At 69.1% G+C, this 13,983-nt stretch carries 10 protein-coding genes and 1 pseudogene; 9 read left to right on the top strand and 2 right to left on the bottom strand.

Annotated features, from left to right (window positions below; all coding sequences use genetic code 11):
* Positions 1-715: 715 nt before the first annotated feature.
* A complete protein-coding gene (locus RWX45_RS11290; protein ID WP_316023819.1) occupies positions 716-1,843 on the top strand; it encodes a mannose-1-phosphate guanylyltransferase in 1,128 nt (375 codons plus the stop codon).
* 17 nt (positions 1,844-1,860) lie between these two features.
* Here RWX45_RS11290 and RWX45_RS11285 read toward each other — a convergent pair whose 3' ends face one another.
* Positions 1,861-2,013 (bottom strand): hypothetical protein, encoded by a 153-nt coding sequence (locus RWX45_RS11285; RefSeq protein ID WP_316023816.1) that lies wholly within the window; start codon positions 2,011-2,013, stop codon positions 1,861-1,863.
* Positions 2,014-2,152: 139 nt separating this feature from the next.
* Between RWX45_RS11285 and RWX45_RS11280 the strand changes: the two genes are divergently transcribed.
* From RWX45_RS11280 to deoC, 7 genes are all read left to right on the top strand, one after another.
* On the top strand, positions 2,153-3,259 hold the full coding sequence (locus tag RWX45_RS11280) for a BMP family ABC transporter substrate-binding protein (RefSeq protein ID WP_316023815.1): 1,107 nt from the start codon (positions 2,153-2,155) through the stop codon (positions 3,257-3,259).
* Between the two features lie 163 nt (positions 3,260-3,422).
* Entirely contained in the window at positions 3,423-4,949 is a 1,527-nt protein-coding gene (locus RWX45_RS11275; RefSeq protein WP_316023814.1) for an ABC transporter ATP-binding protein, read from the top strand.
* Positions 4,946-6,196 carry an ABC transporter permease gene (locus RWX45_RS11270; RefSeq protein WP_316023813.1) on the top strand — a complete coding sequence of 417 codons (1,251 nt, stop codon included), beginning with the start codon at positions 4,946-4,948 and terminating at the stop codon, positions 6,194-6,196. Before RWX45_RS11275 ends, RWX45_RS11270 begins: the two co-directional genes overlap by 4 nt.
* Before the next feature lie 3 nt (positions 6,197-6,199).
* A complete protein-coding gene (locus tag RWX45_RS11265) occupies positions 6,200-7,492 on the top strand; it encodes an ABC transporter permease (RefSeq protein WP_316023812.1) in 1,293 nt (430 codons plus the stop codon).
* A 101-nt stretch (positions 7,493-7,593) separates the two neighbouring features.
* Positions 7,594-8,016: a cytidine deaminase gene (locus RWX45_RS11260; RefSeq protein WP_316023818.1), complete on the top strand. Its 423-nt coding sequence runs from the start codon at positions 7,594-7,596 to the stop codon at positions 8,014-8,016.
* Positions 8,013-9,380 carry a thymidine phosphorylase gene (locus RWX45_RS11255; RefSeq protein ID WP_316023811.1) on the top strand — a complete coding sequence of 456 codons (1,368 nt, stop codon included), beginning with the start codon at positions 8,013-8,015 and terminating at the stop codon, positions 9,378-9,380. Before RWX45_RS11260 ends, RWX45_RS11255 begins: the two co-directional genes overlap by 4 nt.
* Before the next feature lie 863 nt (positions 9,381-10,243).
* On the top strand, positions 10,244-10,909 hold the full coding sequence (gene deoC, locus RWX45_RS11250) for a deoxyribose-phosphate aldolase (RefSeq protein ID WP_316023817.1): 666 nt from the start codon (positions 10,244-10,246) through the stop codon (positions 10,907-10,909).
* Between the two features lie 792 nt (positions 10,910-11,701).
* On the opposite strand, the gene RWX45_RS11245 is transcribed toward deoC, so the two are convergent.
* Positions 11,702-13,465 carry a phospho-sugar mutase gene (locus tag RWX45_RS11245; protein WP_316023810.1) on the bottom strand — a complete coding sequence of 588 codons (1,764 nt, stop codon included), beginning with the start codon at positions 13,463-13,465 and terminating at the stop codon, positions 11,702-11,704.
* A 252-nt stretch (positions 13,466-13,717) separates the two neighbouring features.
* Between RWX45_RS11245 and RWX45_RS11240 the strand changes: the two are divergent.
* A pseudogene (locus RWX45_RS11240) lies at positions 13,718-13,983 on the top strand (TIGR00730 family Rossman fold protein); the annotation flags it as partial.

The raw sequence follows: 13,983 nt of genomic DNA, 5'->3' as shown, positions 1-13,983 counted from the left end.
GCCGCACCCGACCCCGCCCCTTTCACCGAAACCGGCACTAATGACGTGCCGAGACCGGCACTAATGACGTGCCGAAACCGGCACTAATGACGTGTCGAAACCGGTCGTTGTGGTGTCGGGGTTGCCGGTGGGGCATGGTCCGTGGCTGTGGTCGCGGTTGGGGCCGGTGTGGAGCGCTGATGGTTCTTGCCTTCTGAGAAACGGCGCGGAGCGGCAGGAGTCTTCAGACGGACGGTTCGGCACGTGAGCCGACGATTCGTACCCTCCAGCGGACACTTCGGCACGTGGGCTGACGGTTCGGCAGCCAGGGTGCCGAAGCGTCGCGTCAAATGCCGAACCGCCTACGCCAACTGCCGAACCGTCGGCGCATGGTACGAACCGTGAGCACCCACCCATGTGTTCTCATTCCCATGCAACTGGAGGCAGGGCCGGCGCACAACGAACCAGCACCACGGAGCACCCCCGCCCGTTTAGCCAACACCGTTTGGGTCCGACATACACATCACAGAGCCTGTTCGGAACTTGCTGGGCCTGGGCTCGTTGAGCTTGTGCCGATCTGTGCTCCACGCCGCCAGACGCCGTCGCCCCACCAACCTCCACACCGCCATAAGTGCCGGTTTCGGCACGTTATTAGTGCCGGTTTCGGTGAGCGCTGTCGTCCTGTGGGGAGGCGATCATCTAGCCTGACGGCGTGAATGCGAACGAGACAGCCGGTATGACCGGCGCTGCGTCGACCGCCCCGCTGCTGCATGCGATCATCCCCGCCGGCGGTGCGGGCACTCGGCTATGGCCGCTCAGCCGCCGCCGGCGGCCCAAGTTCCTCCTGGATTTGACCGGCTCCGGCCGCAGTCTGTTGCAGGGCACGGTGGCGCGGCTGGCGCCGCTCGCCGCGAGCACCACCGTGGTCACCGGGACGGCGCACGCGGACGCCGTCGCCCAACAGCTGCCCGACCTGCCACCGGAAAACCTCCTGGCCGAGCCGGCCCCGCGCGACTCCATGGCCGCCATCGGCCTGGCCGCGGCGGTCATCGCCCGCCGACATGGGCGCGAAGCAATCGTCGGCTCCTTCGCCGCCGACCACCTCGTCGCCGACGAAACCGCCTTCCAGGACGCCGTCCGCCAGGCGGCGGCCCTGGCCGCCGAGGGGTGGCTGGTCACTATCGGCATTGAGGCCACCGGCCCCTCTACGGCCTTCGGCTACATCCGTGCCGGCCAGCCCCTGGGCGTCCCCGGAGCTCCGGACGGCCGCCGCGTGCTCGGCTTCACCGAGAAACCCGACGCCGCCACCGCCGCGCAATACCTCGCTACCGGGGACTACCGGTGGAACGCCGGCATGTTCGTTGTGCGTGCGGGCATCCTCCTGGACCACCTGGCCGCTAACAAGCCGCAGCTGGCCGCCGGCATCGACGAAATCGCCGCCGCCTGGGACACTCCCGATCGTGAGGCGGTCACGGCGGCCGTCTGGCCCGGACTGGAGGCGATCGCCATCGACCATGCCATCGCCGAGCCGGTCGCCGCCGCCGGCGGCGTGGCGACCGTGCCCGGTGCCATGGGTTGGGACGACGTCGGCGGCTTCGCCACCCTCGCCGAGCTGGTAGCCCCATGCGCCACCGGTCCGGCCGCCGGCGCCGCGGTGCTGGGGGAGGCAGACGTCGAGGCGGTGGACGCCCCCGGTGCGCTGGTCATCTCCACAACGGGCCGCAAGGTGGTGCTGCTCGGGATGCCCGACGCCGTCGTGGTTGACACCCCCGATGCGCTGCTGGTGACGACGCCGGAGCGCGCCCAGGACGTCAAGGGCGTCGTCGACCGGCTCAAGGCAGCCGGGGAGGACTCTCTTCTGTAGCGGCGCCACCCAATACTTCAGCCGCTCTGCCACGCGTCGGTGCGGCGCGGATGCGGGCGCAGGACCGCCCCGAACCCGTGCAAGGACTGCAAAAAGCTGTAAAGACGCTGCCCGTCACGGGCCTCGGCGGGCAGCGTGCGCACGCCATGCCCGGCTGCGGCGCGGGTCACGTCATGGTCGCAATGTGGCGTGCTCGCACCGTTTGTGCGGCAAGCCTCAGCGGAGCGTCTATCCTGGTAGCTGAGCAGAGCCGTCCCGGCCAGCTCCTTGCAAGGGCGCAAGCCCCGAATCCCATCTGGAGACACGACCGTGAAGAAGAAGTATTCCGCCATCGCGCTTGGTCTGGTTGCCGCCTTGTCACTCGCCGCCTGCGGTTCGGCGCCCGATGACTCCAGTTCGTCCTCCTCGGGAGGTGCCGCAAGCGACTTCACCGCCTGCATGGTTTCGGACGAGGGAGGCTTCGACGACCAGTCCTTCAACCAGTCCGGTAAGGAGGGCCTGGACCGCGCCGAGGCCGACCTTGGGGTTAAGACCATTGCCGTCGAATCCCAGTCCGACGCCGACTACCCCACCAACGTCGACTCCCTCATCCAGCAGAACTGCAACCTCATCATCGGCGTTGGCTTCAACCTTGCCGAGCACCTGACCACCGCCGCCCAGGAGAACCCGGACATCCAGTTCGCGCTCATCGACTCCACCTTCGCCGATGCCGAGGGCAACCCGGTCGAACTCGACAACGCCAAGCCGCTGGTCTTCAACACCGCCGAGGCCGCCTACCTGGCCGGCTACGTCGCCGCCGGCACCACTCAGTCCGGCACCGTCGCCACCTACGGCGGTCAGGCCATCCCGACGGTCCAGATCTTCATGGAGGGCTTCGCCAAGGGCGTGGCCAAGTACAACGAGGACAACGGCACCGATGTTGAGGTCCTGGGCTGGGACCCCGACAACCCGAGCTCCGGCTCCTTCGTCGGCAACTTCTCCGACACCGCCAAGGGACAGCAGCTCACCGAGCAGTTCCTCTCCCAGGGTGCCGACATCATCCTCCCGGTCGCCGGCCCGGTCGGCTCTGGCACGCTCGCCGCGCTCAAGGAGGCCGGCGACGAGAACAACGCCATCATCTGGGTCGATGCCGACGGTTACGTCAAGACCGAGTCCGACGGCGGCAGCCCCTACATGCTGACCTCCGTGGTCAAGGGCATCGACACCGCCGTCTACGACGCGGTTCAGGAGGCCTCCGCCGGTAACTTCACCTCCGACCCGTTCATTGGCACGCTCGCCAATGACGGCGTGTCCATCGCGGAGTTCCACGACTGGTTCTCCAAGGTTCCCAGCGACGTCAGGGAGGCGACGGACGAGCTCAAGCAGCAGATCATTGACGGCTCGCTGGACGTCTCCACCCCCTACGACCCCTCCTGACCCGGTCAGCATGACGCCCGGAGATCAGTGACGGGATACCGGTGACGCCGTCGTCCTTGACGGGGACGGCGGCGTCACCTTTTCCCGGCCCGGTCCTACTCGACCGCGCGGCCGCACCCACCTCACCATTCCCAACTGCCTCACCACAGGAAGCGAGCCCCTCGTGAAGCTCGAGCTCCGCGGAATCACCAAGGTATTCGGATCCCTCGTAGCCAACGACCACATCGATGTCACCGTCGAGCCGGGTCAGATCCACGCCCTGCTAGGGGAGAACGGTGCCGGCAAGTCGACGCTCATGAACGTCCTGTACGGCCTGTACGACCCCGACGACGGCGAAATCCTCATCGATGGCAAGCCGGTCACCTTCTCCGGACCTGGCGACGCGGTTGCCGCCGGCATCGGCATGGTCCACCAGCACTTCATGCTGGTGCCTGTCTTCACCGTCGCCGAGTCCGTCGCCTTGGGCTACGAGCCCGCCGGGGTGGCCGGCGTCATTGACGCCAAGGCCGCCGCAGCGAAGGTCAAGGACATTTCCGAACGCTTCGGCTTCGACGTCGACCCGGACGCCTACATCGAAGACCTCCCGGTCGGTGTGCAGCAGCGGGTAGAGATCATCAAAGCGCTGTCCCGCGACGCCAAGATCCTCATCCTCGATGAGCCCACCGCGGTGCTCACCCCGCAGGAGACCGATGAGCTCATCGCCATCATGCGCGACCTCAAGGCCGCCGGCACCTCCATCGTGTTCATCACGCACAAGCTGCGCGAGGTGCGCGAGGTCGCGGACACCATCACCGTCATCCGCCGCGGCAAGGTCGTGGGCACAGCTGACCCCACCGCCTCCGAGACCGAGCTCGCCGGGCTCATGGTCGGACGCTCCGTCTCCTTAAGCGTGGACAAGGGGGAGCCGGAGCTCGGCGACGTCGGTCTGGAACTGCGCGATGTGAGCCTGTTGGAGGGCGGCACCACCCTGCTCGACGACGTCAACCTCCAGGTGCGCAGCGGCGAGATCGTTGGCATCGCCGGTGTCCAGGGCAACGGCCAGACCGAGCTTGCCGACGTCCTGCTGGGGCTGACCGCACCCACCGCCGGCACCGTGTCATTCGGCGGACAGGACGTGACCGGGCTCGGGGTCCACCAGCGCCTCGGTGCCGGACTCGGCTTCGTCCCCGAGGACCGTTCCACCGACGGCATGGTGGCCGCCTTCTCCGTGGCCGAGAACCTCATCCTTGACCGCTTCGACGACCCCGCCTTCGGGTCGGGCCCGGCGATCAACCCGGGCAAGGTCCGCACTCACGCGGAGCACCTGCGCGACGAGTTCGACGTGCGCGTCACCGACGTCGCCGACCCCATCTCCACGCTGTCGGGCGGCAACCAGCAGAAGGCGATCCTGGCACGGGAGCTGTCGCGCCAACTCAAGGTATTGGTCGCTTCTCAGCCCACCCGCGGACTGGACGTCGGCTCGATTGAGTTCGTTCACAAACGCATCGTGGCCGAACGAGACAACGACACCGCCGTCCTTATCATCTCCTCCGAACTGGACGAGATCTATTCACTGTCAGACCGCATCGCTGTCATGTACCGCGGCCGGATCGTGGGCGTAGTTCCGCCGGATACGCCCCGCGACGTCCTGGGCCTCATGATGGCCGGCGTTCCTTTTTCTCAGGCTAGCGCCCAGGAGGAGACCCGATGAGTGAAGCAACGACCGCCGGCGCCGCCGAGAAAACGGATCAGAATCCGGACAAGCCCGGCATCCTGCGGCAGATCGCCGAATCCAATGCGCTGATGGGGGTGCTGGCGATCGTCTCCGCCATGATCGTCGGCTCACTGCTCATCCTCATCGCCGACGACGACGTGCGAACCACCGCCGGCTACTTGTTCGCCCGGCCCGGCGACTTCTTCGGCGCCGTCGGCACCTGCCTGGCCGAGGCATATACTGCGCTCTTCCGGGGCGGCATCTTCGACTGGCAGGCCTCTTCTCCTGCCCGCATGTGGCGCCCCATCACCGAGACGCTCACCGTGGCCACGCCGCTGATCCTGTCGGGCCTGGGCATGGCCGTTGCCTTCCGTGCGGGCCTGTTCAACGTTGGCGGGCAGGGGCAGATCATCCTCGGCGCCATCGTGGGCGGTTACATCGGCTTCGCCTGGCACCTGCCCGGCGGACTGCACATCCTGGTGGCCATGATCGGCGCCATCCTCGGCGGCGCCCTGTGGGGAGGCATCTCCGGCGTACTGCGAGCCACCACCGGCGCCAGCGAGGTCATCACCACCATCATGCTCAATTCGATCGCCGGCTACCTCATGGCGCATGTGCTCACCACCGCCACCTTCATCGGGGAGGGCAACGCCAACCCCAAGTCGCTGCCGGTGGCGGCCACCGCCCAGTACCCGCGGCTGCTCGGTGGTCCCTTCCGCCTGCACCTGGGCTTTATTGTGGCGCTGCTGGCGGCCGTATTCGTGTGGTGGCTGCTCGAGCGCAGCGAAATCGGATTCCAGTTCCGCGCCACCGGCCTCAACCCGCAGGCGGCGCTGACCGCCGGCATCAACGTCCCCAAAATCACGGCGCTGGTCATGATTATCTCCGGTGCGCTGTGCGGCCTGGCGGCCACCGCCCCGGTGCTGGGGACGCAGCATTACCTGACCGGCTCCGTCGCCGGGAGTATCGGCTTCGACGCCATGACCGTCGCCCTGCTGGGCCGCTCCACGCCACAGGGCACCGTCCTGGCGGGTCTGCTATTCGGAGCACTCACCGCCGGCGGCACCACCATGCAGGCGGCCACCGGCACCCCCATCGACATTGTGCTCGTGCTGCAGTCCATGATCGTTCTGTTCATCGCGGCCCCACCGCTCGTGCGCGCCCTCTACCGGCTGCCCGCACCCGGCTCCTGGAGGCGCCGCCGTCGCGACGCCGCCGCCGCGGCCGCAGGTAAGGAGGCCTGAGCCATGACGTCCTCGCAGACTCTCACCCCGGCTCACGAGACCCGCCCGGAGGCGGAGACCATCGCCGTCGTCGAACCGATCGCTCTCAAGCTGCCGATCACCGGCGTGGTCGTGGTCCTGCTGGAATTGCTCATGGCCCTGGGAAGCCACGGTGATACGCGCTTCCAACTCGCCACCAAGGCCGACTTCCTCAAAATCCCCGTGTTCGCGCTGGGGGCCCGCCCGGTCACCATCGTCATGGCACTGGTTGCCTGCGCCGTCACCGTCTACCTGTGGACCCGGGCCGTGGCCCGCGCGAAGGTCGGCGCCTGGGCCGGCCTGCTACTCGGGGTGACGTTCATCATCGCCTTCCTCACCTGGGCCGGCGCCGGACGCTCCACCGTCATTCCGCTGGTGACCATCCTGTCCTCCACGCTCGCGCTGTCCGTGCCCCTCGTCTTCGGTGCGCTGGCTGGTGTCGTGGGGGAGCGCAGCGGCACCATCAACATCGCCATTGAGGGACAGCTCCTCGGCGGCGCTTTCCTGGGTGCGGTGGTCGCCTCCATCGCTAAGACCCCCTGGGCGGGCCTGGTCGCCGCGCCCTTCGCGGGCATCCTGGTTGCCCTGCTGCTGGCCCTGTTCGGTCTGAAGTACCGCGTCAACCAGATCGTCGTCGGTGTGGTGCTCAACGTCTTCGTCTCCGGACTGACCAGCTTCCTGTTCTCCACCGTCCTGACCGACAACCCGTCCGGCCTCAACACCGCCATGCGGCTGCCGACCCTGCCCATCCCGGTGCTCAGTCAGATCCCGCTCATCGGCCCGGTCCTATTCCGGCAGACGATCCTCGTCTACCTCATGTACGTGGCCGTCGCGGTGCTATCCTTCATGCTGTTCCGCTCTCGGTGGGGGCTGCGCATGCGCGCCTGCGGTGAGCACCCGCGGGCGGCCGACACCGTCGGAATTAACGTCATGCGCACCCGCGTCAACAACCTCATGCTTGGCGGCGCGCTCGCCGGGCTCGGCGGGGCCTTCTTCACCATCGGCTCCGGCCTGGCCTTCACCAAGGACATGTCCGCCGGCAACGGTTACATTGCCCTGGCGGCCATGATCCTCGGGGCCTGGAACCCGGTCGGCGCCCTGTACGCCGCCCTCCTGTTCGGCTTCGCCACCTCCGTCGGCCAGACCCTGTCCGTCATCGGCTCCCCAATCCCGGCGAATATCATCCTCATGATCCCCTACATCGTGACCGTCTTCGCCGTTGCCGGGTTCGTCGGCCGCGTGCGCGCCCCCGCCGCGGAAGGCGTGCCGTATCCGTGAGCGAGAGGAAAGGAGTTCACGCCGTGTCTGAGCCAACGGCCCGAGTGCGCGGCGCTGCCCCGCAAGCGGCAAACGAAGCCGGGGAGTGCACCCGGCCGACCATTGACACCGCCACCTGGGAGGCGCTGCGGGAGCTGGCGATGCAGGCCATGGAATGCGCCTACGCCCCCTACTCCCGCTTCAAGGTCGGTGCCGCCGCGCTGGTTGACGACGGCCGGTTCGTGTCCGGCTGCAATGTGGAGAACGCCGGCTACGGCGTTGCCCTATGCGCCGAATGCGGCCTCGTCTCTGAGCTCGTGCGCACCGGCGGCGGCCGCCTGGTCGCCTTCGTCTGCGTCGACGGCCGCGGCGAGCCCTGCTCGCCGTGCGGGCGCTGCCGCCAGGTGCTATCCGAACACGCCCATCCCAGCATGCTGCTGGCCATGCCATCGGGCCTGAAAACCATCGACGAGGTGCTCCCCGACCGCTTCACCAGCGCCGACATGGACTGGGTCAGCGCCACAACCTCAGGAGACCGCCCGTGACCACGCAGCCCACCCCTTCCGCACACTCCACGCACCCAGCGCAGCCGGAGCCCTTCGACGCCGTCGACATCATCGCCGCCAAGCGCGACCGACACCGCCTCACCGAGGCGCAGATCGACTGGGTCATCGACGCCTACACGCGCGGCGTCGTCGCCGACGAGCAAATGAGCGCCCTGGCCATGGCGATCTACCTCAACGGCATGGACCGCGGCGAAATCGCGCGCTGGACCGACGCCATGATCCGCTCCGGTGGTCGCATGGACTTCTCCGCCCTGGACCGCCCCACCGCGGACAAGCACTCCACCGGCGGGGTCGGTGACAAGATCACCCTGCCGCTGGCGCCACTGGTGGCCGCCTTCGGCGTGAGTGTCCCACAACTGTCCGGGCGGGGCCTCGGGCACACCGGCGGCACCCTGGACAAGCTCGAGTCGATCCCCGGCTGGCGGGCGGACCTGTCCCATGACGAGATCATGGAGATGCTGTCCGTGCGCGGCCCCGGTGCCGTCATCTGCGCCGCGGGCGCCGGACTCGCCCCCGCCGACAAGAAGCTCTACGCCCTGCGCGACACCACCGGCACCGTCTCCTGCGTGCCGCTCATCGCCTCCTCCATCATGAGCAAGAAGATCGCCGAGGGCACCGGCGCGCTCATCCTCGACGTCAAGGTCGGCTCCGGCGCCTTTATGAAGGAGCAGACCCAGGCGCGCGAACTCGCCGAGACCATGGTGGCCCTGGGCAAGGATGCAGGGGTGACCACACGCGCCCTGCTCACCGACATGTCCACTCCGCTGGGGCTGACTGCGGGCAACGCCCTGGAGGTCCGTGAGGCCCTCGACGTGCTCTCCGGCGGCGGGCCGGCCGACGTCGTCGCCCTCACCGTCGCGCTCGCCGCCGAGATGCTCGACGCCGCCGGGCGCCCCACGGGGCAGGACGAATTGCGTGCGGCTCTGGCGGACGGCCGTGCCATGGATGTGTGGCGCGAGATGATCCGCCGCCAGGACGGCGACCCCGACGCGCCCCTGCCCACCGCTCCCGAAAAAGAGGTGGTTGTGGCCCCGGCCGACGGCGTCCTCACCCGCCTGGATGCGCTCGGCGTGGGCGTGGCCGCCTGGCGTCTGGGGGCCGGACGCGCCCGCAAGGAGGATCCCGTGCAGGCGGTTGCCGGCGTCGAGATCCACGCCAAGCCGGGCGATACGGTCCGCGCCGGGGAGCCGCTGCTGACCCTGCACACCGCCACGCCGGAGCGCTTCGAGCGTGCCCGTGAGGCTCTCACCGACGCGATGATCGTCTGCCCTGCCGACGCTCCGGAGGCTCGGGCCGCCGTCGCCCGCCGTGAAGCCGGCGTCGTGCTGGACCGGATCGTGTGAAGCATCGCATGGGCGACCACTGGCACGCGGCGGGGCCCGCGGCGCGGATACGCGTGGCGGGCTCCCGGCTGCGCGTCGGCGCATTGACCCATGCCGGTGATGCCGTCACCCTGACCCAACACGACTCCACCACCTGCGGGGCGACCGTCGTGCTCGCCGCGCGCCTCCTGCTGGGCGCAGGCGAGCTGCCCGTCCCGGTTGCCACCCGCTCCGGCAAGGCACTACAAGCGGAGCTGGCCGCGGCCCAACAGCGGCTGCAAAGCCGCATGAACCGCCGCGCCGGTGGCCCGCTCGGGCCCCTGCCCTGGACGCGGCGCCTGGGCTCCACTCCCTGGGCCGTGGCGGAGCAACTGACGCAGGCGCTGCGCCACTCGCGTCCGGACGCCGCCGCCTACACCGTGCGGCGGGTGGATGATCGCGGAGGGCGCTGGCCCGCCGCCGTCGCCGCACTGCGGCAGTGGCTGGCCGACGGCGTCCCCGTTGCCCTGCTCACCGGCGGCCCCCTGGCCCGCCGCCGGGATGATGCTGGGCGTCTGCGCGGTACGCTGCACGCGGCCATAGCTAACACGCCCGCGATACCGCGACATTACGTGCTCGCCCTGCCCTGGGCCTGCATCGGCGACGGCGACCCCGGTACGGGTCGTGTCCACCTCTACGACCCCTCCAGCGGCACGGTGCGCGTCGTCGACCTGCTCGCCGCTAGGCCGCCTTCGGGACCTGGCCCGCGTGAATTGGGTTACTGGCCTCGCGTGCTCGCCATGCTCACCCCGGCCGGGACGCCGCCTCCGGCCCGGGGCTCGTACCCTGGAACGCCGCCCCTAACATCAAGTCTCCATCAGCACATCACCAGCGAAAGGACCACCATGCCCACCCGTGCAGAGATCGCCGCCGTCATCGACCACACCCTCCTCAAGCCCGAGGCCACCGGAGAACAGGTGGCAGCCCTGGTCGCGCAGGCCGCCGAGCTGGGCACCTATTCAGTGTGCGTGTCTCCCAACCAGCTGCCGATTACCGTGCCCGCCGGTCTGCACGTGGCCACGGTCTGCGGCTTCCCTTCCGGCGCCCACGCCACCGCCGTTAAGGCCGCCGAGGCCGCAGACTCTGTTGCCAAGGGCGCCGACGAGGTAGACATGGTCGTCAACCTTAAGCTGGTCAAGGAGCACGACTACGCGGGAGTTGAGGCGGATATCCGCGGCGTCGCTGAGGCCTGCCGCGGCTGTGACCGCTCGGCGCTCCTCAAGGTCATTATCGAGTCCGCGGCACTGACCGACGACGAGATCGTCGCCGTCTGCCGGGCCGCCGAGGCCGCCGGCGCCGACTACGTCAAGACCTCCACCGGCTTCCACCCTGCGGGCGGGGCCTCGGTGCACGCCGTAGAGCTCATGCGCGCCACGGTCGGTGACCGGCTGGGCGTCAAAGCCTCCGGCGGCATCCGCGACGCCGCCACCGCAATCGCCATGATCGAGGCCGGTGCCTCCCGCCTGGGTGTGTCCTCCACCGTCGCGATCCTGGACGGCCTGCCCGCCTAGGCGATTGGTTCCGAGGGTTGTGGGGGTGTTTCGTTCTGGTTGGGGTCGGCGTGGAGGCGCCGGGTGGTTGTCGGCGGCGTGCCGGGGCGATCGGTGCCGGTGCAGGATCGGTTGGCGTCGAGGCCGGTGCCGACGCCGGCCCGGGGCGGTGTCCGTGCCCCTCTTTTCACCGAGACCGGCACAAGTGACGTGCCGAGACCGGCACTTATAACGCACTGAAACCGGCACTTGTGACGTGCCGAGACCGGTCGATGTGGTTGTGGCGACCGGGTGCGTGTCGGTGTCGGAGTGCCGGGTTCGGGTCGTCCTGGCGTGGCCAGCGCCCCAATCCTCCACGCCGACGTCGAATACGACCCTTTGAGCCCGAAGCCTCCGTGCGCGACTGAGGTCTGGGGCGCAAAGGGTCGTATTCGTCCACCGGGCAGCCCCGATTGTGAGGCCTCGGGGCGAAAGGGTCGTATTCGAGCCCCACCTACGCCCGGGAAGCGCCCCTCGCCGCAGACCCCAGGGGCGGTCGCCGCACCGCATCGAGGACGCCGGTGTCCGGCATTCTCATGCACAGCCGTTTTTTCCCCCGGGGCGCCGCTGACGCGTTGAGCCACGACCGCTCCGGCCTCGTCATATCGACCGGTTTGGGCACGTCATTAGTGCCGGTTTCGGCATGTTATTAGTGCCGGTTTCGGTGATACCACACCACGAGCCGGGCGCCTCGTCCCACACCCACACACCGACCCACACCCTTGGAATCAATCATCTAGTGCGGCGGGTGATGGCGCTAGCCCGGTAACGGCGTCAGCACTCGGGACCGGTCGTGGGCCGCTGGGCACCCAGCACGACGCGCAGGTCGGACTTGATCTCCTCCAAGCGCAGCGCCGCCGCCCGACGGGCCACCTCGACCGGCTCGTCGACGGCCACCGGCATGACCACCTCGCAGTAGCACTTGAGCTTGGGCTCGGTGCCCGAGGGGCGCACCACCACGCGGTCGTCGGCCGCCGTCTTGAAGATGAGGCCGTCGGTGGCGGGCAAACGCTGGCCGTTACCATCGGCAGCGCCATCCATGAGGTCGAAAACATCGACGACCGGCGAACCCGCCAGGGAGGCGGGCGCCCCTCCGGCGCGCAGGCGCTCCATGGCGCTGGTGATGAAGCTCTTGTCCTCCACCCGCACACTCAGCGGACTGGTGGCGTACAGGCCGTGCTCGCGCGCCAGGCGGTCCAGCAGGTCATCGAGCGTGCGCCCCTGCTGCTTGAGCGTGGAGGCGAGCACCGCCAGGCGCACGGAGGCCGAGATGCCGTCCTTGTCCCGCACTGCGGCCGGGTCGACACAGTAGCCGAGCGCCTCCTCATAGCCGAATACGAGGTTGGGCACGCGGCTGATCCATTTGAAACCGGTGAGCGTGTTGCGGTGCGCGAGGCCGTGCGCTTGGGCGATCTTGCGCAGCAGTCGCGAGGAGACGATGGAGTTCGCAAGCACACCGGTTCCGTTGAACGCAGCCAGCTCGGCGGCCTGCTCGCCCAGCAGTGAACCGACTTCATCGCCGGTCAGCTGCCGCCAGCCGCCCTGGACGTGAACGTCGGGAACCGCGGCGGAGCAGCGGTCCGCATCCGGGTCGTTGGCAATGATGAGGTCTGCTCCGACCTCTCGGGCACGCGCAAAGGCCAGATCCAGGGCGCCGGGCTCCTCGGGGTTGGGGAAAGTGACGGTCGGGAAGTCCGGATCCGGGTCGAACTGTTCGGGCACCACAACCACGTCGTCGAACCCCGCGCGTGTGAGGACCTCGCGGCAGATCTCTCCGCCCACACCGTGCATGGCGGTGAGCACAATTTTCAGCGGGGCGACCGCACGCGTCCGGGCGGCCTTGACCGCCCGCTGCGTGTACTCCTCGACCAGGTCAGCACCGATGGTCTCCCAGCCGGACTCGGGCATCGGCACCGAGGCCAGCGGCCCGACGGCGGCGATCCGCTCGGCGATGGCGGTGTCATGCGGGGGAACGATCTGTGCGCCCTGCCCGGAGTCGGTGACCGCGCGGCCACCGAGGTAGACCTTGTAACCGTTGTCCTGCGGCGGGTTGTGCGAGGCGGTCACCATGACACCGGCGTCGGCGCCGAGGCGGCGCAGGGCGAAGGCGAGTACCGGCGTCGGGCAGTGGGTATCGAACAGGATGGCGTGCCCGCCCGCACCGGTGACCACGGAGGCGGTGTCCTGGGCGAAACGGGCGGAGCCGTGGCGGGCGTCATAGCCGATGACGACGCGGAACCCATCGCCCAGCAGGTCATGCAGATAGGCGGACAGTCCAGCGGCGGCCCGGATGACGACGACCCGGTTCATGCGGTTGGGCCCGCCCCCCAGACGCCCGCGCAGTCCGGCGGTGCCGAACTGGAGTGTGCCGGAGAAGGCATCGGACAGGGCAGCGGTAGCGGCGGCGTCGCCATCGCGGTGGGCGGAGAGCAGGTTGGTCAGCTCCCCGCGGGTGTCGGGATCCGGATCCTCGATGATCCAGGCGGTCACGGCGGCGGCCAGGTCGGTTGCCACCGCGCGCTCGAGCGGGTATGTCATGGGGCGACCGTACCGTGCCGGGGCTGGCTGGAGCGGCGGCCGTGATGGCCGTCATGGGTGGTGGTGAGCACATCTCACTCACAGGAAGCGTGCCTGCCCTCAGGGTGTCTCCGCCGGTAGCGGATGTGGGTAGGGAATCATGCCCTCATGGCAGATGACACCTTCCCCGACGTTGTTGACGAGGCCGCACGCGGCCAGACGCGCGATCCCGTGGGAGACGGGACGCGTGAGACGTACCGCAAGGGCCCGGTCATGCTCCGCGGCTCCCAGATCCCCACCCGCACCACCGACGCGCGGCTGCTGGACCGCCGCGGCGACGCCGACTGGCTGCACACCGACCCCTGGCGGGTGCTGCGCATCCAGTCGGAATTCGTGGAAGGGTTCGGCGCCCTGGCCGAGGTGGGGCCGGCCATCAGCGTCTTCGGGTCCGCCCGCACCCCCGCCGCGGCCCCCACCTACCAACTGGCTGAACAGATCGGGGCGGGGCTGGCGGGCTCCGGCTACGCGGTCATCACCGG

This window comes from Actinomyces sp. MRS3W (assembly GCF_032465695.1).
In the GTDB taxonomy this organism is placed as follows: Bacteria; Actinomycetota; Actinomycetes; order Actinomycetales; family Actinomycetaceae; genus Actinomyces.
This window is presented reverse-complemented; position numbering and strand designations above follow the sequence as displayed.